The following is a 25,851-nucleotide window of genomic DNA, read 5'->3' as shown; positions in this document are numbered from 1 at the left end:
TGTTCCTGAGCGGCCGTCACCCGCCGGGCGGTGGTCGGAGTACCCGCCGGTCGGCGGTCAGAGTCCGGCCACCTTGGCGGAGGCGGTGATCTCGTACACCAGGGTGAGGGTGCGGCGGGCGCCCGGGCCGAGTGGGACGTCCCAGCGGACGATGCCCTCGGCGTCGAACGCGTCCGGAGCCGGGGCGCACTCCTCCTTGCGCAGCCGGACCTCGACCGCCGACACCTCGGAGACCGGCACCCGCTCGCGCACCGTGACGATCCGCTCGTCGCGCTCCTCCGGGCCGGAGAAGCGGGACAGGCGCAGCCGCACCGTGCGGGTGGTGGTCTGGCGGCCGGTGAGGCCGGCGGTTGCCTGGCGCTCCTCGGTCTCGCGGACCACCCGGTAGCCGTCCGAACTGCCGAAGGAGAGCTCGGCGTCGGCGCCGGTGGCGGTGAAGCGCAACTCGCCCCGGCCGGTGAAGCCGCTGCCGCGGACCAGCTCGACCGGGCCGGCCAGCAGCGGATGCCCGCCCGCGTTGCGGAACCGGACCACCTGGGTGACCAGCGGGGACAGCTCCGGGGCGCAGGCGTACTCGCTGCTCGCCGGGCCGGTGAAGGCGCCGAGCGGCACCCGGTGCGCCCGGCCGTCGGAGGGCACGGTCGCGGGGGCCGGCGCCGGCAGCACCCGGACCTCGCCGCCGTCGTCCACACCCGGGACCTCGGAGGTCGGCCCGAGCTCGCTGATCGCCTCCTCGCGCAGCTCGACCTCGACCGTGCGGCGCTCCTCGTCGGTCCGCTCGCGCAGCATCAGGACGTCCTCGGCGACGGCCGGCGGGTCGGTGGCGAGGGCGGATCGGGCGGTGGAGAAGGTGAGCCGGGCGTTCGTCCAGTCCTCGCCGGTGCGCTGCCAGACCACCGCCTCCGACTCCAGGCGCAGCCCGCCCCCGTCCAGGGTCGCGCGGTACGACGGGCGCCAGAGTGCGCAGGGCACCAGGTGGGAGACGGTCAGCCCGGCCGGGCCCGGCTGCGCCGCCTCGACCGTCAGGTCCAGGTGGGCGACCAGCTCGGCCGGGTCCTCCTCGGCCTCGTCCAGGGCGGTCAGGGCCTGCGAACGCTCCTGCTCCAGGCGGCGCAGCCGGGAGTGGACGGCGCGCAGCTCCTCGCCGTAGCGCTCGCGCTCGGCGTCCACCCGGTCCAGCTCGCGGGACCAGCGGGTGCGTTCGAGCTCGCCGACACCGGCGCCCTCGCCGATCTCGCGCAGCAGGTCGGCGGAGAGCTGGGCGAGCAGGGCCAGCCGGGCCTCCAGCCGGGCCCGGGTCTGGTCGGCCAGGCGGCTCTCGGTGTCCAGCCGGTGCAGCCGGTGGCGCAGGTCGGAGTCGTCCGGGCCGGGCGGCAGCGGGGCGCGCGGGGACCAGGTGCGGACCAGCCGGGCGTCCAGGACGCGGACGCCGGGCGTGGTGGACTCGGCGCGCAGGGTGCGGTCGACGGCGAGGGCGGTGAGCGGGCCGAGACGCAGCCGCTGGACGCCCGCGGCGAGGGCGACCGTCGTCGACCGCTCGACCTGGCTGCGGTCCTCCAGGCAGGTGACGGCGGTGACGGGGAGGGGCTTCGTCGCTCCGGGCGTGGCTCCGGTCGCTTGTCCGGTCGCTTGCCCGGTTGCTTCTCCGGTCGTGTGTCCGGGCATGGCTCCGGTCGTTTCCCCGGTCGTTTCTCCGGTCATGATCAGTTCCTCCGGTTTCCGCCGACGATGGCCTTTCCGGCCGGGATCTTGATCAGGTAGCCGCCGTCCAGCTCGGTGCTGCCACCCGGCGGCAGATCGACCCGCCAGAGCCTGGTGCTGGGCGGGCACTCCGGCGTGGAGACGGTCGGAGCCTGCCAGTCGGCCCGCTCCTCGATCCGGATCTCGGCATCGGAGGTGACCGGCACGCGCTCACGGACCTCCACCGTGACGGTGCGGCCGAGCCGGTTCGCCAGCCGGATGTGCACCCGGTGGTCGAGGACCGTGCTGTTGCCCTTCAGCATGCCCGTGGTGGACTCGCGCAGCTCGGTGCGGCGCGCCACCTCGATGCTCTCGCTGACACCGATGCCCAGGCGACGCATGCCGCCGGGCGCCAGGGTGGGCAGGGCGGCCGTGAGCAGGTACTCGTCGTCCACGGTGACCTCGACCGGGCCGGCCAGGACGGCGCGGTCGGTGCGGTTGGCGAGTACCAGGGTCGCGTACACCTTCTCCTCGACGGCGGGGACGGTGACGTACTCGGGGCGGACGGTGAGCGGGATCTCGTCCACGGTGACGGTGTGCCAGGTGCCGTCGGACGGGATGTCGGCCGGGGCGGCGGCGTCGAAGCGGTGATCGAAGGAGCCGGCCGACTTGCGGGGCGGGACGGCGTGGCGGGGGAGGGCGAGGCGGCGGATCTGCTCGCCCGGGTTGCCGCCGGGCAGCGTCCGGTCCAGCTCCTCGCGCTCGACCCGCTCGGGGCGGGGGTGCAGGGCGCCGCGCCGGGCGGTGGCCTCGTCGGGGCCGGCCAGGACGAGGTCGGGATAGTCGAGCAGGGTGGTGTCCGGGGCGAAGCCGGTGGCCGGGGGCGGGACGGCGAGGCGGCTCCGGCGGGAGCGGCGGGCCGCCTCCGGCGGGCGCCCGCCCGGGGCCTGCGGGAGCGGGGCGGCGGCGGGGACCGAGGCGGCGGGAGCGAAGGCGGCGGGGACGGGCGGCGGCGGGCCGCCGTAGCCGGCGAAGCCGCCCGGGGCGGGCGGGGCGGGCGGGAGCGCGGGGGTCGGCTCGTCGGCGCTCAGGGTGCCGCCGCCACCGCTGCCGCCGCCGTACGGGCCGGAGGGCCCGGGTAGGGCGCCCTCCGCCCCGGCGAGGGCCTCCGGACGGGGGCCGGACGGGCGGGCGCCGCCCAGCCGGGGGGCGAACGAGCCGGGGCCGGCGAGGCGGGCGGCCCCGGGCGGGACCGGAGGCGGCACCGCGGCCTTGCGGCGGTCCTCGCGGTGGGCCTGTCCGCGCGGGGCCTGGGCGTCGGCGCCGGCCGCGTCGTAGCCGGTGAACAGGTCGGACAGGCCGGCCGGGGGCTCGCGCCAGCCGGAGGGCGGCGGGGCGGGCTGGCTGCGGCCGATCCGCAGCGAGGCGAGCCGGGGCAGGTCGGTGCGGCGGTCGAGGTCGGCGGTGGAGAGGGCGAGGCGCACCCCCGTCCAGTCCTCGCCGGTGCGCTGGGCGACGCCGGCGCGCAGCACGAGGCGGCCGGCGTCGGATCCGCTCCGGTGGGACAGGCGGTAGGTGGGCACCCAACGGGCGGCGGGGACGCCGTACTCCAGCTCGAGGTCGAGGGTCGCGGTGGTGCTGTCCGTGGCGTCCTCGGTGGTGGTGCTGCCGGTGTTGCCCTCGGCGGTGGTGCTGTCCGTGGTGCTGCTCGTGGTGCTGCTCGTGGTCAGGGTGAGCAGGACGGTGGCGGCGGTCGCGACCGGCTCGGCCCGGGCGGCGGTGGACGCCCGCTCCAGCCGGTCGGCTGCCAAGTCGAGCTTGTGGTCGGCGAGTTCGATCTCCCGGTTGAGCTCCTCGGCGCGCTCCTGGAGGGCGGCCAGCCGCTCGTCGACGAAGTCGGCGAGCTCCAGCCAGGCGTCGGCGGGCGTCCGGCGCAGCGGCTCCTCGGGCCGGTGCTGCGGCGGTACGGCGCGCAGGGCGGCGGTGTCGGCGATGGTGGCGAGGACCAGCCGGCGGCGCTCGGTGAGCACGCTGCGGTGCTCGGTGGCCTCGTCCAACTCCCTTTGCAGTTCGGAGAGTTCGCCCGGCTTGCGGAGTTCGGCCTGCCGCTCCAGCCGGGCCTCGGTGACCGCCGTGCCGGCCGGTCCGGCGAGCACCCGGGCACGCAGCGAACGGCCGTCCAGGGACGTCGGCAGGCCGGTCAGGCGCAGCCGCCCGCCGCGCGGAACCGGGACGGTCGCCCGGCGGCGGCACACCGCGCCCTCCGCGTACACCACCACGGAGTCCAGGACCGACGGATGGGCCGGTACGGCCGGCGGTTTGGTCTGCCCGGTCCGACTGCTGTGTTGATCGTCCATGCGCAACCCCTTCGTTCGCGTGTTGCCTGCCGCGTGCCGCTCGTCGTGTCACGCGGGTTCCGCGCTTGCCCGCTTGCCCGCTTGCCCGCTTGCCCGCTTGCCCGTACGTGCGCTCGCTCGTTCATCCGCCCGGCTGCTCGTCCGGGCCTTCCCCGGGCGGCCAGTCTGCCCGGCTTCGGTACGGGCGTCGCCGGATTTCCGGGCGCGGCGCGTGCACTGGATGGGACGGGAGCGGGATCGTCGCGGTTGCCGGTGCCGGGAGCTGCCGGGAACTGCCCGCGTGGTTGCCGGGTGGCAGGTGAGGACTTCGGCGCGGCCGATGAGGGAGGATGGGGCGCGGGTGCTCCCGGACGGTCCCGGCACCTGTCGAGAATCGTGATGAGGAGAGCGACCCGCCATGCGCACTGCCGTCGTCGTCGGCACCGGACTGATCGGCACCTCCGCCGCGCTCGCCCTGACCGCTCGAGGCCTGACCGTCCATCTGGAGGACGCCGACCCGGACGCCGCCCGCACCGCCGAGTCGCTCGGCGCGGGCACCACCGAACCGGTCGACGGCCCGGTGGACCTGGCGATCATCGCAGTCCCGCCCGCACTGGTCGGCAAGGTCCTCGCCGACTGCCAGCGCCGCAACCTGGCGCACTGGTACACCGACGTCGCCAGCGTGAAGGCCGGCCCCGGCAGCGAGGTCGCCGCGCTCGGGTGCGACACCGTCCACTACATCGGCAGCCACCCGATGGCCGGCCGCGAACGCTCCGGCCCGCTGGCCGCCCGTGCCGACATCTTCGAGGGCCGCCCCTGGGTGCTCACCCCGACCGCCGACACCGACACCGAGACGCTCAACGCCGCGCTGGAGCTGGTCGCGCTCTGCGGTGCGATGCCCATCGTGATGGACGCCGCCGAGCACGACCGCGCCGTCGCCCTGGTCTCCCACGCCCCGCAGCTGGTGTCCTCGCTGGTCGCGGCCCAGCTGGAGAACGCCGACGAGACCGCCATAAGGCTCTCCGGCCAGGGCGTGCGCGACGTCACCAGGATCGCCGCCTCCAACCCCGGCATGTGGGTCGACATCCTCTCCGCCAACGCGGGCGCGGTCGCCGACATCCTGGACGCGGTCGCCCTCGACCTCGGCGAGACCGTCACCGCGCTGCGCGCCATGGAAGCCGCCGAGGAGGGCGAGCGCCGGGCGGGCGCGGCCGGGATCCAGGCGGTCATGCGCCGCGGCAACACCGGCCAGGCCCGGATCCCCGGCAAGCACGGCGCGCCGCCCACCCGGTACGAGACCGTCGCGGTCGTCCTCGGCGACCAGCCGGGCGAGCTGGGCCGACTGTTCGGGGAGGTCGGCGACGCCGGGGTCAACATCGAGGACGTCGACATCGAGCACTCGACCGGGCAGCAGGTCGGCTTCGTCCAGCTGTCGGTGGCGCCGACGGCGGTCAAGCGGCTGGTGAAGGCCCTGCGGGCGAGCGGGTGGAGCGTGCGGGACTGAGGTTCCGGGGGCTTCGGGGGCTCCGGGGTGTTCCCGGGCTCGGGGGGCTCGGGGCTTCGGGGGTTTTCCGGGGCTCTGAGGGGCTCTGAGGGGCTCTGCGGGCAGGGGTGGGGCGGGCGGCGGAGTTCGTCACGGCGGCGGTCCATTAACCTTGAGGGAGACAATCCCCGGCCGTCCGCCTGTGCAGGCTTCGGCGCCCATGCTCAGAGAGAGGTTCGCCCCCGTGGACACTGCCGACCGAGCGCACGCCCCGGTCGTCGTCGCCATCGACGGACCCTCCGGCTCCGGCAAGTCGACCGTCTCGCGGGCGGTCGCCGCCCGGCTGGGCCTGAGCTTCCTGGACACCGGCGCCATGTACCGGGCGATGACCTGGTGGATGCTGGCCAACGAGGTCGACGTCAACGACCCGGAGACGGTCGCCGTCGCCTGCGGCAAGCCGGTGATCGTGTCGGGCACGGACGCCGACGGCCCCACCATCACGGTGGACGGCCAGGACGTCTCCGGCCCGATCCGCGGCCCCGAGGTGACGGCGCAGGTCAGCGCTGTGGCTGCGGTGCCGGCGGTGCGGGCCCGGCTGGTGGAGCTGCAGCGCGGCTGCGCCGAGGTCGCCGAGCGGGGCATCGTCGCCGAGGGCCGGGACATGGGGACCGTGGTCTTCCCGGACGCCACCGTCAAGGTCTTCCTGACCGCGTCCGAGGGGGCCCGGGCCGCGCGTCGTGCGGCCGAGCTGCGCGCCAAGGGCGTGGACGAGGCGACCATCACCGCGATGGCCGCCGATCTCGCCCGCCGGGACGCCGCCGACTCCTCCCGGGAGACGGCCCCGCTGGCCCAGGCCACGGACGCGGTTCTGGTGGACACCAGCGATCTCACCCTGGAGCAGGTGATCGACCGGATCGCCGCGCTGGTGGAGGAGCGGGCCGGGCTGTCTTCGGTCTGACCCTTGCCGGTCCGACCGCTGTCGGCTTGAACCGCTGTCGGCGGGAAGCAGTCGGTGTGAACCGTTGTCGGCGTCAAGCACTGCCGACGTGAAGTACTGCCGGTCCGACTGCCGTCGGTCCGGCCACTGAGTGAACCGCGGGCCGCCAAGGCGCCGCGGAGACAACCATCGCGCTGCCCCGAACGGGGCAGGTACGCACGGCACGCCCCTGGGAAGGGCCGGGCCGGGAAACGGAACAGACGAACATGACCGCAGAGCACGCCGCCGCCGATCACGATGGGCTGGACGCCGCCGACTACGCCGAGTTCATGGCCCTTGCCGCCGAAGAGGGCTTCGACATGGACGGCGTCGACGGTTTCGACGGCGCCGAGTACGCCCCACTGCCGGTGCTGGCCGTGGTCGGCCGCCCGAACGTCGGCAAGTCGACCCTGGTGAACCGCATCATCGGCCGCCGCGAGGCCGTCGTCGAGGACAAGCCGGGCGTCACCCGTGACCGGGTGACCTACGAGGCCACCTGGAACGGCCGCCGCTTCAAGGTGGTCGACACCGGCGGCTGGGAGATCGACGTCCTCGGCATCGATGCCATGGTGGCTGCCCAGGCCGAGCTGGGCATCGAGCAGGCCGACGCGGTGCTGTTCGTCGTGGACGCCAAGGTCGGCGCCACCGACACCGACGAGGCCCTGATCAAGATCATCCGCCGGGCGGGCAAGCCGACCGTCCTGTGCGCCAACAAGGTCGACGGCCCGTCCACCGAGGCCGAAGCCGCCTACCTGTGGTCGCTCGGCCTGGGCGAGCCGTACCCGGTCTCCGCCCTGCACGGCCGCGGCTCCGGCGACCTGCTCGACGCCGTCATGGCCGCGCTGCCCGAGGCCCCGCCGCAGACCTTCGGCGACGCCGCCCCCGGCGGCCCCCGCCGCATCGCGCTGATCGGCCGACCGAACGTCGGCAAGTCCAGCCTGCTGAACAAGGTCGCCGGCGAGGAGCGCGTCGTCGTCAACGAGGTGGCCGGCACCACCCGCGACCCGGTCGACGAGATGATCGAACTCGGCGGCAAGACCTGGAAGTTCGTGGACACCGCCGGTATCCGCCGCCGGGTCCACCTGACCGCCGGCGCCGACTTCTACGCCTCGCTGCGCACCTCCTCCGCGCTGGAGAAGGCCGAGGTCGCGGTCGTCCTGATCGACGCCAGCGAGACCCTCGCCGAGCAGGACACCCGGATCATCTCGATGGCCGTCGAGGCCGGGCGTGCCGTCGTCGTCGCCTACAACAAGTGGGACCAGATGGACGAGGAGCGCCGCTTCTACCTGGAGCGCGAGATCGAGCGCGACCTCGTCCAGGTGCAGTGGGCCCCGCGGGTCAACGTCTCGGCGAAGACCGGCCGGCACATGGAGAAGCTCGTCCCGGCGATCGAGACCGCGCTGGAGGGCTGGGAGACCCGCATCCCGACCGCGCGCCTGAACGCCTTCCTCGGCGAGCTGGTGGCCGCCCACCCGCACCCGATCCGGGGTGGCAAGCAGCCGCGCATCCTGTTCGGCACCCAGGCGGGCATCCGTCCGCCGCGCTTCGTGCTCTTCGCCTCGGGCTTCCTGGAGGCCGGCTACCGGCGCTTCATCGAGCGCCGGCTGCGTGAGGAGTTCGGCTTCGTCGGGACGCCGATCTCGATCTCGGTGCGGGTCCGGGAGAAGCGCAAGAGGAAGTAGTAGCAGCAGTAAGTACGTCCGGTAGTACGTCGTCGTAGTCGGGCGACGGACCTACGGCTGGAGGGCCTCGTCACGGTGGTGGCGGGGCCTTTCGGCGTTTCTGTGCGCCGGTGGGGCGGTGTGTCAGTGGTGATCGCCGTTGCGGCCCGGGGGGAGGGAGAGCATCTGGCGGTGGCGGCCGCCGGTGGACGGGGTGGTGGCGAGCCCGGTGGCGGTACCCATCACCGGGGATGGTGCGGGTGGCGCGGGCGGTGCGGGCGCGGGTACGGACACCGGGTGCGGGATCGGGCCGAGGTAGCCGGCCGCGATCCAGCCTTGGCCGTTGGTGAACTGGGGTGGTGTGCCGGCGAGTTGGGACGAGTTTGGGGCGGGGTTGGGGTTGGGGTTGGGGTTGGAGGTGGGGGCGGGAGTGGGGGGTGGGGCGGTGTGGCCGAGGCCGTTGCTGGTGGTGGCGGCGGGGTTGGGGTGGGTCGCGTGGGCCGCATGGGCTCCGGGGTGGTGCCCGGTGTGGGTTCCGGTGTGATGCCCGGCGTGGTGGTGGCTGCCCGTGTGCCCGCTGTGGTGGCCGCCGTTGTGACCGGAGGCAAAGCCCGTGCCGTGCGGCTGGGACGACAGGGACTGCGGGAGGCCCGGCATCTGGCCTGCGAGGGTGTGGAAGGCCTGGTGCTGGGGCGGGTGCGGACGCTGCTCACCGACCAGGGGGTAGCCGTCGCGGACCGCGAAGCCGGTGAACGCCAGGTCCTCCTCGCCCGAGCGGTCGCCGGGCAGCGCACGGAAGAGGCGCCGGTACTCGGAGTACAGCTCGTCGTAGATCGGCGTGATGGAGTGCGGGTGCTCGGCGTCGTACGACGGGCGCATGCCCGGGATCGAGCGGGGGGCGCTGGCGGAGCGGCCGGGAGACGCGGAGACGTCGTAGCTGTACACGTAGGGGCCAACGAGCGAGAGGGGCGGGGGATGCGGGGCGCTCATGCGGGGGCGCCCATGCGTGCTGCTCATGGGCGGCGCCCATGCGCAACGCTCATGCTGGGGCGCCCATGCGCAACGCTCATGCTGGGGCGCCCATGCGTCATGCTCATATGCCGATGCCCATGAGTGATGCTCATGTGCGGTGCGGAGCTCCTCATGAGTGGCGCTCATGTGTTGCGTTCCATGCGAGGGGCTCATGCGGGGGAAGCGCGCGGCGCGGGGCGCGGATGTGCACGGCCCGGCCGGGCTACGGGGCGCGAGCCCGCGCCGGAGGCGGCCCGAGGTGGAGGCGGCCGCCGTCCGGCGCGTAGAGAGGGGAGGAGGCGGATCAGGTGCCGGCGAGCGGGAGGGAGGCGGCGACCACCTGGCCCAGCGCCACCGCCCGCTCCAGCGCCTGGCGCAGCAGGTCCTCGCGGGGCTGGCGGCCGACCATGCCGGCCGGGACGGCGTACATGGTCACCTCGGAGAGCTGGCTCGCGGCCATCCGCCAGGCGTCGGTGACCTGGAGCGGCTGGTGCGCCTGCCACCAGCCGGTGCTGCCACCGGCGGCAGCGGGCTGCAGGATCGCGTGCAGCTTGCCCATCGCGACCAGGACCGACCAGCCGGCCAGTTGCTCCGGGGTCTCGTCCAGGTTGGCGACGGGCTGGAAGCCGGCGTCCTGGAGGAGGTCGAGGAACTCGTCCTCGCCCGAGGTGCTGCCGGGGCGGCCGACCGGGCCGGTGGGCTCGACCACCAGCGAGGCGTGCCCGACCTTGCCGTGCAGGACGAGCCCGCAGGTGATGCCGAGGATGGCGGCCTGGCCGGGGGCGGGCGACTGGGCCGCGGACTCGGCGGGGGTGGCCGGGCCCGGTGCCGGGGCGGTGGGGATGGCGAGGTCCGGGGCGCCGGTCTGGGCCTGGCTGATGCTGCGGACGGCGCCGACCAGCTGCGCCTCGGAGACCGGAACCACCTGGGAGGGGATGCAGCGGGCGTGCGCGAACGCGAGCACGGCGGTCTCGTCGCCGACGAACAGCACGGTGCTGGTGGGCTCCACGTGGGTGTCACCGGGGGTCCGGCAGGAGGTGCACTCGTAGCTGTCGGGGGCGCGGTCGCCGCCCAGTAGGCGGTCGGCTTCGTCGTCGCCGATCTCGGACCGGACCTCGTCGCTGACGTCGAGCATGCGCGGCACAGGGTCTCCTCGGATGGATGCGGATGGGGCTTCGGGGGCGGACAGGGGGAGGTCGACATGACCAACGGGCCCTTGTGTCAGGCGTCACGGGTGCCCGTCGAGGCTGACGGGAATTGCCCCCTATCCGACCGCGATGCGTGTTCTCGTGGTCGCAATCTGTCGATGTCGGTGACGGGACTGCCGGAATGAAGCGGTGAGGTGAGTCACGCGGCGGGGGTGTTTGATCTAGGAATCAATGGCTAAATCCGACATTTCGGACATGATTGTGTGGGTCTTACCTCCGGTAACCCTTGGCTGAGCTGGGCAGACCGTTCGAGTTTTGGAATCCCCGCCGACCGGCTCGTAGCTTCTTGGTCGGCGCAACGAGCGCCACCCGGGTTCACCCCCGACGCACAGCCCCCCGGTCCGCCGGGTGCGGCCGGTGCCCGCCGACGCGATCGCTCGAACAGGTCGTCGGCGAGTGGCTGGGTGGCCGGGGCGGCAGCGGCACGTCCGACACGTGCACGGCCGCCCGACGGACGCGGCAAGCGAACGCGGCCCCTCGCAGGGTCTGGTTCCGCATGTCCGCCCGGGGCTGTCGAGAGGAACCTCATGACTTTCCGTAACGAGAACGCCGCTGCCACCACCTCCACCGCCACCAAGCGCAACCGCGTTCGGATGGCTGTCGTGGCGGGCGCCGCTGTCGCGGCCCTGCCGGTGGCCGGCCTCGTCACGGCCACCTCGGCCTCCGCCGCCTCGGTCTCCACCTGGGATGCTGTCGCCCAGTGCGAGAGCGGTGGCAACTGGGCCATCAACACCGGCAACGGTTTCTACGGCGGTCTGCAGTTCACCTCCAGCACCTGGGCCGCCTTCGGTGGCACCGCCTACGCCTCGCAGGCCAACCTGGCCACCAAGGCGCAGCAGATCGCCATCGGCGAGAAGGTCCTCGCCTCGCAGGGCCCGGGCGCCTGGCCCGTCTGCTCCGTCAAGGCCGGTCTGACCAAGGGCGGCGCCCCGGCCGCCGTCGACACCTCGGCGGGCGCCACCTCCGGCTCGACCGCCGCCAAGCCGGCCGCTCCGGCCGCCCCGGCTGCCAAGCCCGCCGCCCCGGCGGCCAAGCCGGCGCAGGCCCCGAAGGCCGCTGCCGCGCCCAAGGCTGACGTCGCGCCGAAGGCTGCTGCCCCGAAGGCTGCTGCCCCGAAGGCCGACAAGGGCGCCGACGCCTGGACCGGCTCGAACGACGCCAAGCCGGCCAAGGGCAACTACACCGTCAAGTCCGGTGACACCCTGAGCTCCATCGCCGCCGCGCAGGGCCTGGACTGGCACGACCTGTACAAGAACAACGCCAAGGTCGTCGGTGGCAACCCGGACCTGATCTTCCCCGGTCAGACCCTCAGCATCTGAGCATCTGAGCTGCGTATCCGAGCTGTGTAACCGGGCTGCTGTGTATCCGAGCTGCTGAGGCTCGGAGGTCCTGAGACTCCACGGTCCTGAGGCTCAAAAGTCCTGAGGCCTCGTGAGCGGCTGACACCGGCTGCTCGGATGTGCCAGCGGCTCCGGCTCCCACGGCCGCTTCTCCCTCGCGCGGGTACTCCGCCGAGTGGGGGAGCGGCCGTCGGCGTTTCGTGGCGGGTGGCGCCTGGCGTGCCTAGGCTCGGCTGCCATGCCGCATTCGCGTGATGAAGCGATAGGTCGCTGTCGGGCTGTGGTCCGGGGTGGTGCTGCCGTGATGCTGGTGCTGGCGGTTGCCATGGGTGCCGTGCGGGCCGACGCTGCCGTCCGGGTCGCGGACCTGGTGTGGGACGAGCTCGCCGACTGCGAGAGCGGCGGCGACTGGCGGGCGGACACCGGCAACGGCTACTACGGCGGGCTGCAGATCCGGCCCTCCACCTGGGAGGAGTCCGACGGCCTGCGCTTCGCCGACCGACCGGACCACGCGAGTCGGCGGGAGCAGACGACCGTGGGCGAGGAGATCGTACGGCGGCAGGGGTGGGAGGCCTGGCCTTCCTGTGCGCGGGAACTGGGGATGCTCGGGGGCGGGGCAGCCCGGGGCGGCGGTGCCGGGCCCGGGGGTGGGGCCGGGACTGGGCCCGGGTAGGGGTGGTGCGGGAGGATGGTGGGGTGATCCAGGGCGAGCTGTTCGGTGACCTGCCCGGGGCGGCCGGGACATCAGGAACCTCGAGCGCTTCGGGGAATTCCGGGGGTTCGGGGGACCCGGCGGATGCGGGGACTTCCGGGACCGGCGCGCGTGCGCGCCTCGAGCCCGCTCCCGGCGCCGTCCTGCTCCCCGGCTGGCTGGACCTCGACGCGCAGCTGCGCCTGATCGCCGCCTGCCGGGAGTGGGCCCGCCCGCCGGCCGGTCTGCACACGGTGCGGATGCCCACCGGCGGGATGATGTCCGTACGGATGGTGAGCCTCGGGTGGCACTGGTACCCGTACGGGTACCGGCGGGTCGCCGAGGACGGCGCGCCCGTCAAGCCGTTCCCGCCCGAGCTGGGCAGCCTCGCCCGCCGGGCCGTCGCCCGGGCGTACGGAGACGTGCTGCCGGAGATCGCGGGCGCCGCGTCGTACGAGCCGGACGTCGCGATCGTCAACCACTACCCGCACGGCGCCAAGATGGGCCTCCACCAGGACCGCGACGAGCGGACGGACGCGCCCGTGGTCTCGCTCTCGCTCGGCGACCGCTGCGTCTTCCGGCTCGGGAACACCGAGACCAGGACCCGGCCGTGGACCGACCTGGAGCTGCTCAGCGGGGACCTGCTGGTGTTCGGCGGCCCGGCCCGGTTCGCGTACCACGGAGTGGTGCGCACGCTGCCGGGGACGGCGGAGCCGGAGCTGGGGTTGGTGGGGCGGCTCAACATCACGGTGCGGGAGTCGGGGCTGGGGGCGTAGGGGCGCGTGGCGGGGCTGGGGCGTAGGGGCGCGTCCCCGGGAGGGACCGGGCGGTTTCCGTCACCTGTTCGTCGACTCGTTTACTCGTTCGAGTGAAATGGCGACTCGGACACGGTGAGCGGGAATGACCCGGGTCGCCGGAGAATTCGAGTGAGCTGGAGAATTCGATCGGAGTCCGCATCCGGAAGGATCGGAGTCCGGAGAGGAAGCGTGCTCATGGGTACCCCCGTCGACGACCTTGTCGATCTGCTCGACCTCGAGCAGATCGAACTGAACATCTTCCGCGGGCGCAGCCCCGAGGAGGCACTGCAGCGGACGTTCGGCGGCCAGGTCGCCGGGCAGGCGCTGGTGGCGGCGGGCCGCACGGTGGATGACGAACGCCCCGTCCACTCGCTGCACGCCTACTTCCTGCGCCCCGGGGTGCCCGGTGTGCCGATCGTCTACCAGGTCGACCGGATCCGGGACGGCCGCTCCTTCACCACCCGCCGGGTGCTCGCCATCCAGGGCGGCCGGTCGATCTTCGCGCTCACCGCCGACTTCCACAGACCCGAGGAGGGCGGCATCGAGCACCAGTACCCGATGCCGGAGGTCGCCGCCCCCGAGGACCTGCCCAGCGCCCTGCAGGAGGTCGGTTCCCGGCTCGGCGAACTGCCCCCGTTCATCAGTCGCCGCCAACCCTTCGACGTCCGCTACGTCGACCGGCTGCGCTGGACCAAGGAGGAACTGGTCGGCGTCGAGGCACGCAGCGGCGTCTGGCTGCGCACCAACGGCCCGCTGCCGGACGACCCGCTGATCCACGTCTGCGCCCTCACCTACGCCAGCGACATGACGCTGCTGGACGCCGTCCGCGCCCCCGTCGAACCGCTGTGGGGCGAGCGGCACTTCGACATGGCCTCACTGGACCACGCGATGTGGTTCCACCAGCCGTTCCGGGCGGACGACTGGCTGCTGTACCAGCAGGAATCCCCGATCGCACACGGCGCGCGCGGCCTGGCGCGCGGGCAGATCTTCGACCGGAACGGGCAGCTGGTGGTGTCCGTGATGCAGGAGGGGCTGTTCCGGCCGCTGCAGCGCCGGGACGGGTAGGCGTCGTGTGATCCGTGATCCGTGATCCGTGCTTCGCGACCCGTGATCCGTCATCGTGATCCGTGGTGTGTGTTCCGAGTTGTGCGGTGTGTCGGTGCGTCGCCGCCGTGTTGCGTTTCGGCGGCTTCGGACCGGTGGGAATGATCCGTCCGAGCGGGCGGTGTTGTGGATGAGGAGACGGGCGGCCCGAACGGCGGGCCGTCCGCGGACCGACCGGGAGGGTGGACCGATGACGGCGACGGCCGCGGAGGACTGGAAGCACTGGAGCGACGGGCGGGCGGCGTCCGTGAGCTCGCCGCACGGCCAGCTCGCACTCACCGGCACGCACTGGCTGGAGCCCGAGCCCGCCGAGATCCCTGGCCTGCCCGGGCACTGGTGGGCCGACACCGAAGGCGTCCGGGTCCGGGCGAAGGCGGGCGACGGCATCACCGTCACGGGCACGGACGGGCCGGTGCACGGCGAGCTGCTGCTGCGCCCGGACAGCGACCCGGCTGCCGACACCGCGACCCTGGGCGACCTGCTGCTCGTCCCGATCGAGCGTGAAGGTGAACTGGCCCTGCGGGTCTTCGACCCGGCCGCGCCGCGCCGGGCCGCCTTCGCCGGCATCTCCGCCTACGCGTACGCGCCCGAGTGGGCCGTGCCCGCGATCTTCACCCCGTTCGACGACGAGGCCCGGTCGGTCGTGGTCCCGAACGCGGACGGCAAGGAGCGTCCACTGGCCGTCACCGGGCAGATCGCCTTCACCGTGGCCGGCGAGCACCGCACGCTGACCGTCAGCCGGTCGGGCAACCGCCTCAGCGGTGTGATCGCGGACGCGGGCAGCGGCATCGACAGCTACCGCTTCCGCTTCATCACGCTGCCGGCGCCGGACGCCGACGGCCGTACGGTCCTCGACCTCAACCGGGCCTACCTGCCGCCGTGCGCCTTCTCGGACCACTTCATCTGCCCGTTCCCGCCGCCGGGCAACCGGCTGGACTTCGCGGTGGAGGCGGGGGAGAAGCAGGTGCTGAGCCGGTAGACCGGCGGGTGCGGCCGTGGGCTCGTGGCGACGGGTGCGCGGCAACGGGGGCCGATCGGCCCAGTGGTGTCGAGGGCGGGCCCCAGTGCGGGGGTAGCCGGGGGCGGGGCGGAGCATGGAGGACTATGTCGAACGATCAACATTCCATCTCCGCCGCGTCGGCGGACGCTCCGCCCGCCGTCGAGCCCGCGCCTGACTCGGCGGGCGGCGCACCGACACCCGGCGCTGCGGCCGCTGGCGCCGCAGCCGCAGGTGCCGCGATGTCCGACGCCGTGGCCGTCGGCGACCTGCCGGCGGACCCGGTGGCCACCGCCGCGCCGTGGTACCGGCGGGCGTTCGCCGACCTCAGCCCGCTGCGCGACCACGTCGACTACCGCCGGGTCTGGCTCGGCCAGGCCGTCTCCTCCATAGGCCAGCAGATGACGGCCGTCGCCGTCTCCGTCCAGGTCTACGAGCTGACCGGCTCCGCCTTCGCGACCGGCCTGGTCGGCATCTTCTCCCTCGTCCCGCTGGTCGCCTTCGGCCTCTACGGCGGCGCCATCGCCGACACCGTCGACCGGCGCAGGCTGGGTCTGATCGGCTCGGGCGGCCTGGCGGTCGTCTCCGCGATCCTCGCTGCGCAGGCCCTGGCCGGCCTCGGCCTGGTCGCCGTCCTCTACGCGGCCGTCGCCGTCCAGGCCGGGTTCTTCGCCCTCAGCTCACCCGCCCGCTCCGCGATGATCCCCCGGCTGGTGCCCACCCACCAGCTCCCGGCCGCGAACGCCCTGAACACCGTCAGCATGAACCTCGGCCTCACCATCGGCCCGATGCTCGGTGGCGTCCTCATCGGAGCGTACGGGGCCCAGGCCGCCTACCTGCTCGACACCGTCGCCTTCACCGGCACCCTCTACGCGATGTGGCGCCTACCCGCCATGCGCCCGCTCGGCGACCGCAAGGGCCGCGCCTCCGTCCTCGACGGCCTCCGCTTCCTGCGCGAGCAACCCAACCTGCGCACCAGCTTCCTCGCCGACCTGGCCGCCATGGTCTTCGGCATGCCACGCGCCCTCTTCCCCGCCATCGCGGTCACCTTCTACGGCGGCGACGCCGGCACCGTCGGCCTGCTGGTCTCCGCCCCGGCCGTCGGCGCCCTGATCGGCGCGCTCTTCTCCGGCTGGGTCAGCCGCGTAAACCGCCAAGGCGTCGCCGTCCTCGCCGCCGTCGTCGCGTGGGGCCTCGCCATCGCCGCCTTCGGCGTCCTCCACAACCTCTGGCTCGGCCTCCTACTGCTCGCCGTCGCGGGCTGCGCCGACACCATCAGCATGATCTTCCGCAACACGATGATGCAGGTCGCCGCCCCGGACGAGATGCGCGGCCGCCTCCAAGGGATCTTCATCGTCGTCGTGGCCGGCGGCCCCCGCCTCGGTGACTTCGAATCCGGCACCGTCGCCGCCCTCACCAACCCCGCCACCTCCGTGATCAGCGGCGGCCTCGCCTGTGTCGCCGCCGTGCTCCTCCTCGCCGCCCGCCGCCCCGCCTTCCTCGCCTACGACGCCCGCCACCCGACCCCCTGACCCACCCCACCCCTCAAACCTGGCAGCGAGCACCCCCCGACGTGCTGTATTGTTTTCCACGTCGCCGGGACAACCGGAGACAAGGTCGAGAAGCCCACAGCAAAGCCCCCCAGGCCCCGCTGCAGGCACCGAGACCACGGGACGTGGCGCAGCTTGGTAGCGCACTTGACTGGGGGTCAAGGGGTCGCAGGTTCAAATCCTGTCGTCCCGACGTGAGTCGGAAAGGCCGTTGGCCGGGTTAACGCCCAGGTCAGCGGCCTTTTGCATGACGGCCCGTCAGGGACCAAGGGAATTGGTTCGCATACCGTTTGGGACCACTTTGGGACCAAGGGCATCCAGTGGCGAGTGCAAGGGCATTCTGGGCGTCCGATTCGCCCGAATCCATGCTCACCCTGAGTGATCGAGATCTGATCGTAATAATCGAATTTCGGCCACTTTTTCGACGGAATTCGGCCGCGCGTGGCGAGAGTTGGCCAGGTGTGACGGCTGCACAGGTGGCGGGTCTGTGTCGGAATCGACACCTTCGCCCTTGCGCGCCTCGCCGACCGGTGACGTTCCGTCATCCGCTCGCGCGGAGGGCGCCGGGCGGATGCGAGGCAGGTCCTTCGTCCGCGACAGGCTCCGGTGTCCTGTGGTACCTAGGAGTCCGTCGATCATGGCCCCGAGTGGGCCGTAGAACGAGGGGGACCATGTGACCGGGCCGTCCACGCCAAGCCGTCCTTCCGGGCCGCCGCCCGTGCCGGGGACACCTCCGCAGCCGACCGCTTCGCCGGCGCCAACGGCTGCTCCGTCACGCCGCAGTGGGATCGACCTCCAGGGGTGGAGCGCCGTGGTGACCGCCGCCGTCGCGGTCGTCACCCTCGGCGCCGGCTTCGCGGGCGGGTTCTACACCCAGGCCCAGGTGACCAGCGACTCCCGGCCGCAGCCGGCCGTCACGGTCACCGTGCCCGGCCCGACCGTCACGGTGGCGGGCCCCGCGATCACCGCACCCCCGGCGGGCAGCCCCGGTGCGGCACCAGCCGTGAACCCGCTGCCCAGCGGGATGGTCGGCAGCCCGACGCCGACCGCGGTGCGGGTCCTCAGCGCCTCCCCGGACGGCGGGCAGGGCGGAGCGAAGTCGGTCCTCACCGGCCGGGGCTTCCCGCCCAACACCGTCGTCCGCGTGTCCTTCATCATCAAGGGCGACCTCGGCGAGGACTACAAGACGCGGGACCTGCGCGACACCATGACGGACGCCACCGGGGCGTTCTCCGTTGAGGTCGTGATTCCCTCTGACCTGAAGTACGACGCCAACCTGAACGCCTATCTGCGTGCCAGCACCACCACGACGAAGACAGAGACGGTGTTCGACCTCATCGCCTGATCGGCACCGGTAGACCCGTCGATCTGACCGTACCGCTCGTCTCGTGCGGGATCCTGCCCGTGAACGTGCTGCGGCCCGCCACCACTGAGATCTCGGGCCGCAGCACCTCTCCTCGTAGAGCGCACGCAGATCGGAATCGTCGGTGAGGGCTGGTCACAGGAAGTACGGGCCGGTGTGGTCGGAGCTGGGCGGCGTGACGTGATGAGTGAGCAGCGCGTGCCATCGCCGGATCTGCTTTGTGGTGAGGATGCCGGGCATGACGCAGTAGCCGTCAGGGCGAAATGCACTGACAACACGGGGAGTTGTCATCGCCAGGTCATGGAAGCGCCGGAGAGAGCGGCCAGGGCAACGGGATTTCAGCGCGGCCCAGCTTCCTGCCCCCGGAACCGCTCGTTTCTCAGGCGGTCTACTCGTGGCGGGTGTCTTGGCTGGCAAGTGGTCAGTCCAGGAGCTTCTCCACCGTCCGGTGCGCGGTAAGGAAGTACTCAGCCTGCCGCAGGAGCACCGTGTCACCGAGCTCACTCAGGTGGACGCCATCGCTCCACAGTCCGGCAATCTCGTGGTTGGCGGGCGCTGAGGCCAACTGCCGGGCGACCGCGATAAACGGCGCCCACACGTCGAGGAACAGCGCGCCGTGGTCAGCGGCGGCTTTTGCTGCGGCTTCGTTGTAGCGGGCCAGCTCGGCGTTCATCTTCCCGACGGTCTCCGGTTCCTCGATCGCACCGAACGGCGTCTCGGAGATCACGACGACCTGGCGGGAGTACCCACCGAGCTGCGCCAGCATCGCGTTGATGTGGCTGGCGTATTCCTCGATCCTGACCGCCTCGGCCGCGCGGCCCTGAAAGCGGCGCCAGACGTCATTGATGCCGCATCCCAGGAACACCAGGTCGTAGTCGACGCTATTCGTGGTGCGGTCGTCGGCGACGATCTTGGCGATATCCCGGCTGGTGGCTCCGCCTTCGCCGTGGTTGCGGATGTTGAAGGTCACGTGGGGGAAGCCGGCCCGGAGCCCGAGGGAGAGCCGGTGAACCCAGCCGCGCTGGTGCCAGCCCTCGACGGTCACCTTCGAGCCGACTTTGGGGAGGTTCGCCTGGTCGGTCAGCAGGGCGTTGTAGCCCTCCAAGTGCTCCATGATGCTCGTGCCGAAGAAGCCGACGGTCAGGGCGCGCAGCTGGGCGGCGCTGGTGTCCTCGCTGATGCTGGTCATCTCGGTAAGTCCCTTTCGCTGGGTCCGGATGCTGGCCGGGGTCGGCGCCGAGGCACAACGTACTTGTTGTTAGCGAGTGGTGTCGGACAGTCAGTTGGCGGTCCTGCTGACGAGGAACGGGCCGATCGCGAGCATGTCCAGCGGGCCGGGCCCTACGCTCGCACCCGGAAGATCGACCTCATCGCTGAGACCTTCGAGCCCCACCGCCTCTGTGCCTACCTGCACAATCTCGCGGCGGGGTCACCATGTCCTACGGGGCAGGTGCCGATGCCACCCGGAAGCGCGAAGGAGTGAGATGTCAGGGAGTGATGAACCGATCCACATGCGGCTCGCCGACCTCGTTGCGCCCTTTGGTCGTTGCCGAGCCGTCGATCTCGGTTGCGGATCGGGCCCCACGCTTCGGGCTGTGAGCCGCGTTTCACCCGATGCGGTCCTCCTCGGCATCGACCGGTCGGACGAGGCTCTGCGGCAAGTGGCCGCCGCCCTCGAAGACCACCGGGGACCCGTCGCCGCGATTGCCGCAGACCTGCGGGATCCGCTGCCGATCGCTGATCGATGGGCAGACGTCATCCTGTCGTACAACACGCTGGAATGCGTGCCGACCCCAGAGACGTTGCTGGCGGAAGTCGCACGGGTACTGCGCCCTGGCGGGCGGGCAGTCATTGCGCACGTCGACTTCGACTCGCTCGTTATCGCAGGGGCGGACAGCGAGCTGGACCGAAGGATCTGCCACGCCTTCGCGGACGACGTTCAGAGCTGGATGGACCACGCCGACGGCCGGATTGGCCGAAAGCTCGGTCTACTGCTGGCCCGAAGCCCTCTGGAAGTTGTCCGCGTCGAGCCGTTCCTAGTGTGGTCGAGCGAGTTCACCGGGCACGCGCGGAGGCGCATCGAACTGATCCGAGATGTCCTGCTGTCGGCGGCTGACCATGGCCGCGGCGTAGTGGGCCCGGATGAGATCAAGGAGTGGTACGGGGCGGTTGTCAGGGTTGCTGGCCAGCATGGGTTCTTCTTCTCCGAACTGACGTTCATCGCAGTGGCGGAGCGGCGCTGATCGCGATGTTGGTCAGACTCTGGGCTGCCAGAAATCCGGCGTGCCGGTGGGCCGTCGAACCGTTGCATCGTTACGGCGACTAGCTGATGGGCAGTTAGAATCGGCGTGAGTTCTCCCGGTGCGTCCCGGTCGTTGCTGTGGAGATCCTCAGCTGATCCGGTGGGTCGGGCTCGCGGAGTCGTCACGCAGTGGGCGCCGGCCGGGGCTGACCGGCAGCCGCTAATGGGCCTTCGCGCCCAGGCGCAACGCACTACAATCCGTGTCCTGCCAAGAGCCCTAGGCGACGGTCGCCCCAATCCATCGGCCGCTCGAACGAAAGTTGCTGGTCATGCGCTGGTCTCAGATGCACATCCCCACCCTGCGTGAGAACCCGGCGGAAGCCGACGCGCCAAGCCACCAGCTGCTGCTGCGCGCGGGCTTCATCCGCCAGCTCATGGCGGGCCACTACTCGTTGCTGCCGCTCGCCATCCGGGTGCGCTCGAAGGTCATCAACATCATCCGCGAGGAGATGACGGCCATCGGAGCGCAGGAGTTCAGCCTGCCGGCGATGCACCCCGCCGAGATCTGGCGACGCAGCGGCCGGTGGGAGGTCATGGGCGACGAGATGTTCCGCCTCAAGGACCGCAAGGGCGCCGACCTGGCCCTGGGCATGACCCACGAGGAGATCTTCACGTCGCTGGCCACGGAGCTGAAGTCCTACCGTGAGCTCCCGCAGATGTGGTACCAGTTCCAAACGAAGTTCCGCGACGAGCCCCGTGCTAAGGGCGGCTTGATGCGGACCCGCGAGTTCACGATGAAGGACTCCTACAGCTTCGACCTCACCCAGGAGGGACTGGACCGCTCGTTCGACCTGCACCGAGAGGCGTATGTGCGGATCTTCGCGCGGCTGGGCATCCCTGCCATTCCTGTGGAGGCGTCGAGCGGCAGCATGGGCGGGTCGGCGTCGACGGAGTTCATGTGCCCGGCCGAGGTCGGCGAGGACTTCGTCGTCCACTGCCCCTCCTGCGGCTACGCGGCCAACATCGAGAAGGCCACGTCCCGGCTGGCCCCGGCCCCGGCCGCGGACGCCGCCGGCCCCGGCGCGCCCGAGCGGTTCGACACCCCTGACGTGCGGACCATCGACGACCTGGCCTCGCGCTTCGGCGCGCCGGCCGACCGGCAGGTAAAGACACTGGTCTACGTCCTGGACCAGCAGTTGACCCTGGTCCTGCTGCGCGGCGACCACACCCTGGCGGAGCAGAAGCTCGCCGACGCCACCGGCGCGAATGCGCTGCGGCCCGCTCGCCCGGAGGAGATCCAGGAGGCCCTTGGCGCGCTTCCGGGAAGCCTCGGCGCTGTCGGGGTCACGTCGCTCACCGTCCTCGCGGACGAGGCACTGCGCGGGCGCACGGACATGTTCACCGGCGCGAACGTGGACGGCGTCCACCTGCGGGGCGTCAACGTGGAGCGGGACATCGTCGTCTCCACCTGGGCGGACCTGCGCGAGGTCGCCTCCGGCGAGCCGTGCGTACAGTGCGGGGAGCCGCTGCAGGTGCAGAAGGCGATCGAGGTCGGGCACATCTTCAAGCTCGGCACGAAGTACACCGACGCCTTCGACGTGACGGTCCTGGACACAGACGGCACCCCCAAGAAGATCATCATGGGTTGCTACGGCATCGGCGTCGAGCGGAACATCGCCTCCGCCATCGAGTGCCACCACGACGACAAGGGCATCGTCTGGCCCATGTCCATTGCCCCGTTCGAGGCCGTGGTCACTGTGGCCCAGCCCGACGACGAGGCGACCGCTTCGGCCGGCGAGCAGGTTTACCAGCAACTCCTCGCCGCGGGCGTGGAGACGGTCATCGACGACCGCGCCGAGCGCGTGGGCGTGAAGTTCAAGGACGCCGAGCTCGTCGGCATCCCCCTACGGGTGACCGTCGGCAAGCGCGGACTTGCCGACGGGATCGTGGAGCTCACCGACCGGGCCTCGGGCGAGACGCAGCGGATCCCGCTGGACGAGATCGCGGCGTGCGTACGCAAGGGCGTCGACTCGGCCAAGTAAAAGTGCCTTTCGGAAAACGAGACTGACGATCGGTCACTCGCTGGTAGCGTCCGGCGGGTGACCGGTCTGTCTGCACATAGAAGCACATCGAACGGCCTCTCAAGCAGGCTGCAGCTCCTTCGCCAGCCGGGGCTGGGGGACGGGCTGGATCCAAGCCTGCTCGGTCTGTTCCTGCTCTGGAGCGAGCCCGGCATCGCCGAGCTGTGCGGCCTGCTCCCGCTTGACTTCGTCGTGATCGACATGGAGGCCGGGGCACTCGGAAGGCCCGAGGTGCTGCGGATGACGCAGGCCCTCGCCGGCCGAGCGGTATCCGTCCTGGTGCGAGTGCCCTCGCACGATCAGCACGCCATCGAGCACGCCCTCGACATCGGAGCGGACGGCGTGATGGTCCCCAAGGTCAGCACCCGCGCGGAAGCCGAGGCGGTGGCGGCAGCGACGCGCTTCCCGCCGGCCGGCCGTCGGGGGGTCAACCCGGTGCGGGCATCCGGCTACTTCGGCGACCTGCCCGGCTACTTCGAGCAGGCCAACGACCGGGTGCTGTGCGTCGTGCAGATCGAGACGGCCCACGGCGTTGGGAACGCCGAGGCGATCGCCGCCGTACCGGGCGTCGACGGCCTGTTTCTCGGCATGGGGGACCTGGCCATGGCCCTTGGCCAGCCAGGGGTGACGACCGGGTCGGCGATGGACGAGGCCCGAACCCAGGTCCTGGAGGGCGCCCGCAAACACGCCAAGCTCGCCGGGGCATTCGCATACGGGCTCGCCACCGCCCGCGAGTACCGGGCCGAGGGATTCGACATGATCGCCGTCGGCAACGACATCAAGCTCCTGCGCGAAGGCATCGAACAAACCCTCGCGCAGGTACGCGCACCTGGCGGACCGGCGCTGCCCCAAACCTCGGGCAGCGCCGGCACCGCTCAACCGTGATCGCTTTGCCGCAGGGCGTTCAGCGCGCCGAAGCCGCGGTCCTGTCCGGTGGAGGGCAGGTCGCAGATGCACAGACGGAACTTGCCCGTCGCCGAGGGCGGCATCTGCGTGAGCCGTTCGAACGTGACCTGGAAGGCGAACCCGGCCAGGTCCCGAACCAGGCCGGCAATCTGCTGCGTGACGGCCTCGTCCACAGCCTTGCGGGCGACGATACGGATCAGTAGAGCGTCCTCGCGGTGCTGGACGACCTGGAACCAGTCGACGGCCGGGAACTGGCGCAGCACGTTCGAGAACAGCTGAGGATGGACCAGGCCGCCCTCTGGCGTGCACAGCAGGTCCTGGCTGCGCCCGATGACCTGCGACATGGCGGGCAGCCCGCAGTCGGCGATGCCTTGGGCGTCCAGGGGCGTGGCGAGATCTCCGGTCTCGTAGCGCAGCAGCGGCATGGCGCGGTTGTTGAGCGTGGTCACCACGACCCTCCCTGCCGTGCCGGGCGGGCAGGGCTGCCCGTCGTCGTCCAGGATCTCGACGTAGCTGTGTTCGGCCTGGATTCGCAGACCGGCGTGGTCTCGTCCCTCGTGGGCGATGATGTTGGTCTCGCGGCTGCCGTACTTGTCGAAGACCTCACAGCCGAAGGCCTTCTCCATCTCGGCCCGCATCACTGCGTTGAGAGGTTCGGCGTTCGGCTGCACGGCCCGCAGGCCTCGAAGGCGCACGCCCTGCGTGCGGGCGAGGCGCGCCAGCAGGTAGAGGGCGGTGGTGTAGCCGCTAATCAGGGCCGGTCGATGGCGGACCAGGCGGTCGAGAAGTCGGTGCAGGGACTCGTCGTCGAGCTGGAAGGCGTTGAGTTCGATCCGGTTGGTCAGGGCGTTGTCGAAGCGGTCCCGGCGGCCTCGGGTCTCGAAATAGGTGGCGGCCCCCCACACGAGGGCGAACGGCTCGCCGAGACGCCAGTTCCCGCACCACCCGTAGGTGCGCAGCTGGTGAGCCCGGCACCACCGGTCGAAGTCGCGGTCCTGCCAGAACTCCACCCGCTCGCCGGTCGAGCCGCTGCTCTGCCGGCGCTGCAGCGAACTGCTGGCCGCAGTGCTTGAGATGAGGATGCTGCCCGCGGAGCGCAGGGCTGCCCGCGACAGGACGGGCACGCGCCGGAAGTCCTCGGCGCCGCAGATCCGGTCCGGACGCAGACCGTGCCGGTCCAGCAGGGTCCGGTAGTAGGGGACAGTCTGGTAGCTGTGCGCCACCAGCGCCTGGAGCTTGCGGAATTGGAACTCGCGGAGCCGCTCCGGCTCCCAGTGCTGGCTGTCGTCAAGGAACGCGAGGCGTCGTCGTACCGCTGAGTCTCCCCCGGCGGCCTGCCTGGTCCAATACAGGAGGCGGGCCGCGCCGGGCGCAACGGTGGTCACAAAGGGTCCTTTCCGTCGGCGTGGGCGAGCAGAGTGCGCCAGCGGCGCTGGCTCAGGCGGATCGTGTCGGTCCCGCTGGTGCGTCCGGAGCCGGGCCAGTGGACGGCAGGGGAGGAGGCTTCCAGGTGGGAGCGGACGGCCCCCACCTCGCGCAGTACCTCATCGCCGGCCCGGACGGCCAGAGCGGGTGAGATACCTATGAACAGGCCGCCGTTGCCTCGCCTGTCGGTATCGGCCCGAACGTAGCCAGCGCCGGAGATCACCCCGGCGAGGAGCTCGACGGCGACCCCGAGCGCGAAGCCCTTGTAGCCGTGGTCGCCGCCGAGCGGGGTCATGAACGCGGTCGGAGGATCGCTGTACAGCCGGTCGGGATCGGTAACCTCGGCCCCGGCCGCGTCCACGAGCCATCCACCGGGCACAGTGGTGCCGTCGAGCCAGTGCTGCCTGATCCTTCCCTCCGAGACAGTGCTCGTCGACATGTCGAGGACGAACGGGTCCGGCTCGGCGGGTACGGAGATCAACAGCGGGTTGGTGCACAGGCGTCCGTCCTCACCCTGCCACGGCACGACGCGCTGCCCGGCCCCGAGGTAGTTCACGAACCCCAGTACCGCGCCGCCATGCCTGGCCACCGCCGTCCCGATCGCGGACAGGCGACCAAGGTGCCCGGCATTGGTCAACGCGACCGCGCACACCGGGTGAACGGTCAGCAGCTCACACAGGTTCGCCGTCACCGCGTCCGCAGCCAGCACGCCGAACCCACCCTGCCCGTCGACGACCCGCACCGCGCCCCCAGGTGCGGTGACGGCGGGGCGGGCAGCGACGTCGAGCAGGCCAGCCGCGGCGTCCTGCAGGTAGTCGGTCAACCGAAGGATGCCGTGCGAGCGCACGCCGACGACCTCGTTGGCGACGAGATCGCCCACCACCCGGTCCGCGATGTCGGCCGGTGTTCCGATCCGCAGGAATGCACGCCGCCCGACGTCCAGAACCTCGCTCGGCGGCAACTCGATCATCTCCGGCCGCTCGCCGGACTCCTCGCTCAC

General features: G+C 71.9%; 20 protein-coding genes and 1 tRNA gene. 14 read left to right on the top strand and 7 right to left on the bottom strand.

The window, feature by feature from the left end:
- Window positions 1-57: 57 nt before the first annotated feature.
- Window positions 58-1,701 carry a mucoidy inhibitor MuiA family protein gene (locus ACIBEC_RS31040; protein ID WP_360500502.1) on the bottom strand — a complete coding sequence of 548 codons (1,644 nt, stop codon included), beginning with the start codon at window positions 1,699-1,701 and terminating at the stop codon, window positions 58-60.
- Window positions 1,702-1,703: 2 nt separating this feature from the next.
- Complete coding sequence (locus ACIBEC_RS31035; protein ID WP_360500504.1) at window positions 1,704-4,037, bottom strand: DUF4139 domain-containing protein; 2,334 nt, start codon at window positions 4,035-4,037, stop codon at window positions 1,704-1,706.
- A gap of 397 nt (window positions 4,038-4,434) precedes the next feature.
- Between ACIBEC_RS31035 and ACIBEC_RS31030 the strand changes: the two genes are divergently transcribed.
- From ACIBEC_RS31030 to der, 3 genes are all read left to right on the top strand, one after another.
- Window positions 4,435-5,520: a prephenate dehydrogenase gene (locus tag ACIBEC_RS31030; protein WP_360500506.1), complete on the top strand. Its 1,086-nt coding sequence runs from the start codon at window positions 4,435-4,437 to the stop codon at window positions 5,518-5,520.
- Between the two features lie 223 nt (window positions 5,521-5,743).
- Window positions 5,744-6,457, top strand: coding sequence for a (d)CMP kinase (gene cmk, locus ACIBEC_RS31025; RefSeq protein ID WP_360500509.1), 714 nt, complete (start codon window positions 5,744-5,746; stop codon window positions 6,455-6,457).
- Between the two features lie 245 nt (window positions 6,458-6,702).
- Window positions 6,703-8,157 (top strand): ribosome biogenesis GTPase Der, encoded by a 1,455-nt coding sequence (gene der / locus ACIBEC_RS31020; RefSeq protein ID WP_360500512.1) that lies wholly within the window; start codon window positions 6,703-6,705, stop codon window positions 8,155-8,157.
- A 123-nt stretch (window positions 8,158-8,280) separates the two neighbouring features.
- Here der and ACIBEC_RS31015 read toward each other — a convergent pair whose 3' ends face one another.
- Both ACIBEC_RS31015 and ACIBEC_RS31010 read right to left on the bottom strand, forming a co-directional pair.
- Window positions 8,281-9,153, bottom strand: coding sequence for a hypothetical protein (locus ACIBEC_RS31015; RefSeq protein WP_396289393.1), 873 nt, complete (start codon window positions 9,151-9,153; stop codon window positions 8,281-8,283).
- Window positions 9,154-9,451: 298 nt separating this feature from the next.
- Window positions 9,452-10,291 carry a hypothetical protein gene (locus tag ACIBEC_RS31010; RefSeq protein WP_360500515.1) on the bottom strand — a complete coding sequence of 280 codons (840 nt, stop codon included), beginning with the start codon at window positions 10,289-10,291 and terminating at the stop codon, window positions 9,452-9,454.
- A 591-nt stretch (window positions 10,292-10,882) separates the two neighbouring features.
- Between ACIBEC_RS31010 and ACIBEC_RS31005 the strand changes: the two genes are divergently transcribed.
- From ACIBEC_RS31005 to ACIBEC_RS30970, 8 genes are all read left to right on the top strand, one after another.
- Window positions 10,883-11,674: a transglycosylase family protein gene (locus ACIBEC_RS31005; protein ID WP_360500518.1), complete on the top strand. Its 792-nt coding sequence runs from the start codon at window positions 10,883-10,885 to the stop codon at window positions 11,672-11,674.
- 325 nt (window positions 11,675-11,999) lie between these two features.
- The gene (locus ACIBEC_RS31000) at window positions 12,000-12,368 is read left to right on the top strand and encodes a transglycosylase family protein (protein ID WP_360500729.1); all 369 of its coding nucleotides are present in this window, start codon (window positions 12,000-12,002) and stop codon (window positions 12,366-12,368) included.
- 182 nt (window positions 12,369-12,550) lie between these two features.
- Window positions 12,551-13,162 carry an alpha-ketoglutarate-dependent dioxygenase AlkB gene (locus ACIBEC_RS30995; RefSeq protein ID WP_360500732.1) on the top strand — a complete coding sequence of 204 codons (612 nt, stop codon included), beginning with the start codon at window positions 12,551-12,553 and terminating at the stop codon, window positions 13,160-13,162.
- 216 nt (window positions 13,163-13,378) lie between these two features.
- Window positions 13,379-14,248 (top strand): acyl-CoA thioesterase II, encoded by an 870-nt coding sequence (gene tesB / locus ACIBEC_RS30990; RefSeq protein ID WP_360500521.1) that lies wholly within the window; start codon window positions 13,379-13,381, stop codon window positions 14,246-14,248.
- A 229-nt stretch (window positions 14,249-14,477) separates the two neighbouring features.
- The gene (locus tag ACIBEC_RS30985) at window positions 14,478-15,266 is read left to right on the top strand and encodes a DUF1684 domain-containing protein (RefSeq protein ID WP_360500524.1); all 789 of its coding nucleotides are present in this window, start codon (window positions 14,478-14,480) and stop codon (window positions 15,264-15,266) included.
- A 260-nt stretch (window positions 15,267-15,526) separates the two neighbouring features.
- Window positions 15,527-16,816 (top strand): MFS transporter, encoded by a 1,290-nt coding sequence (locus ACIBEC_RS30980; RefSeq protein ID WP_360500526.1) that lies wholly within the window; start codon window positions 15,527-15,529, stop codon window positions 16,814-16,816.
- 137 nt (window positions 16,817-16,953) lie between these two features.
- Window positions 16,954-17,027: transfer RNA gene (locus ACIBEC_RS30975), tRNA-Pro, on the top strand.
- 621 nt (window positions 17,028-17,648) lie between these two features.
- Window positions 17,649-18,179: a hypothetical protein gene (locus ACIBEC_RS30970; protein ID WP_360500529.1), complete on the top strand. Its 531-nt coding sequence runs from the start codon at window positions 17,649-17,651 to the stop codon at window positions 18,177-18,179.
- A 439-nt stretch (window positions 18,180-18,618) separates the two neighbouring features.
- Here ACIBEC_RS30970 and ACIBEC_RS30965 read toward each other — a convergent pair whose 3' ends face one another.
- Window positions 18,619-19,386 carry a GDSL-type esterase/lipase family protein gene (locus ACIBEC_RS30965; protein ID WP_360500531.1) on the bottom strand — a complete coding sequence of 256 codons (768 nt, stop codon included), beginning with the start codon at window positions 19,384-19,386 and terminating at the stop codon, window positions 18,619-18,621.
- 322 nt (window positions 19,387-19,708) lie between these two features.
- Here ACIBEC_RS30965 and ACIBEC_RS30960 point away from each other — a divergent pair, with 322 nt between their 5' ends.
- From ACIBEC_RS30960 to ACIBEC_RS30950, 3 genes are all read left to right on the top strand, one after another.
- Window positions 19,709-20,440: a methyltransferase domain-containing protein gene (locus ACIBEC_RS30960; RefSeq protein WP_360500534.1), complete on the top strand. Its 732-nt coding sequence runs from the start codon at window positions 19,709-19,711 to the stop codon at window positions 20,438-20,440.
- 328 nt (window positions 20,441-20,768) lie between these two features.
- Entirely contained in the window at window positions 20,769-22,481 is a 1,713-nt protein-coding gene (locus ACIBEC_RS30955) for a proline--tRNA ligase (RefSeq protein WP_360500536.1), read from the top strand.
- 57 nt (window positions 22,482-22,538) lie between these two features.
- The gene (locus ACIBEC_RS30950; RefSeq protein WP_360500538.1) at window positions 22,539-23,405 is read left to right on the top strand and encodes an aldolase/citrate lyase family protein; all 867 of its coding nucleotides are present in this window, start codon (window positions 22,539-22,541) and stop codon (window positions 23,403-23,405) included.
- Here the strand turns inward: ACIBEC_RS30950 and ACIBEC_RS30945 are convergent.
- On the bottom strand, window positions 23,396-24,811 hold the full coding sequence (locus tag ACIBEC_RS30945; RefSeq protein ID WP_360500541.1) for an AMP-binding protein: 1,416 nt from the start codon (window positions 24,809-24,811) through the stop codon (window positions 23,396-23,398). The two genes, ACIBEC_RS30950 and ACIBEC_RS30945, sit on opposite strands and share 10 nt — an antisense overlap.
- Complete coding sequence (locus ACIBEC_RS30940; protein WP_396289387.1) at window positions 24,808-25,851, bottom strand: Ldh family oxidoreductase; 1,044 nt, start codon at window positions 25,849-25,851, stop codon at window positions 24,808-24,810. The genes ACIBEC_RS30945 and ACIBEC_RS30940 overlap by 4 nt, the downstream gene beginning before the upstream one ends.

The sequence above is a fragment of the Kitasatospora sp. NPDC051164 genome (genome assembly GCF_044455625.1).
Classification (GTDB): Bacteria; Actinomycetota; Actinomycetes; order Streptomycetales; family Streptomycetaceae; genus Kitasatospora.
This window is presented reverse-complemented; position numbering and strand designations above follow the sequence as displayed.